Raw genomic sequence first — 1081 nt, forward strand, 5'->3', positions numbered from 1 at the left:
ACCGACGTCCCGCCCGACCGGCTGACCGCCGCCAAGGAGGCCGGCAAGCAATTCGCCGACGAGCTGACGCCGGCCATCAACCTGGGGCTGGTGGAGTTCGCGGCCAACGCCTCGCTGCTGGTCTCCCCGACCACCAACCGTGCGGCCGTGAAGGCGGCGATCGACAACCTGAAACCGGCCCCCAAGACCGCGACGGGTGAAGGCCTCTTCACCGCGCTGCAGGCCATCGCGACGGTCGGGTCGGTGATGGGGGGCGGCGACGGCCCGCCGCCGGCGCGCATCGTGCTGGAGTCCGACGGCGCCGAGAACGTGCCGCTGGACCCCAACGCCCCGCAGGGGGCTTTCACCGCCGCCCGGGCCGCCAAGGCCGAGGGTGTGCAGATCTCCACGATCTCCTTCGGGACGCCGTACGGCACGGTCGAGTACGAAGGCGCCACCATCCCGGTTCCCGTCGACGACCAGACGCTGCAGAAGATCTGCGAGATCACCGACGGCCAGTCGTTCCACGCCGACAGCCTCGAGTCGCTGAAGAACGTCTATGCGACCCTGCAGCGCCAGATCGGCTACGAGACCGTCAAGGGCGACGCCAGCCTGGCGTGGATGCTGTTGGGGGCAGTCGCGATGGCCGGCGCCATCTTGGCCGGTCTGCTCCTGAACCGCCGGCTGCCCTCCTGAGCGATCAGACCGGGAGCCGCCGGTTGATCAGCAGCGCCAGCGCCGTAGCGATCAGCGCGGTGATGACACCCAGGCGCAACCACCCGGCGCTGCCCGGTCCCGGCACCGTGCGGTAGCCGATGTCCTTCTCGATCGCGTTGTAGCTCTTGGAGAGCTCGGCGACGTTGCTGGCGGTGTAGGACTGCCCGCCGGACAGCTTGGCGATCATCTTCATCTGATCCGTCGCGACCGGGACGGCGACGCGCTGCCCGTCCATCTCGATCTCACCGGTCTTGGTGCCGAACGAGATCGTCGAGATGGGCACCCCCTCGTCGCGGGCCAGCCGCGCCGCGGTGTAGACCCCGTCATGCGGATCGCTGGGGTTGGACGGCTTGTTCTCCTTGCCATCGGAGAGCAGCACGATGCG

The 1081-nt window shown here is 69.2% G+C and carries 1 protein-coding gene and 1 pseudogene; one reads left to right on the forward strand and one right to left on the reverse strand.

Annotated elements, in window-relative coordinates:
• On the forward strand, window positions 1-675 hold a 675-nt coding region (locus A5773_RS16400; RefSeq protein WP_067791605.1), incomplete at its 5' end, for a VWA domain-containing protein.
• 4 nt (window positions 676-679) lie between these two features.
• Here A5773_RS16400 and A5773_RS16405 read toward each other — a convergent pair.
• A pseudogene (locus A5773_RS16405) lies at window positions 680-1081 on the reverse strand (hypothetical protein); the annotation flags it as partial.

This window comes from Mycobacterium sp. 852014-52450_SCH5900713, assembly GCF_001667075.1.
GTDB lineage: Bacteria > Actinomycetota > Actinomycetes > Mycobacteriales > Mycobacteriaceae > Mycobacterium.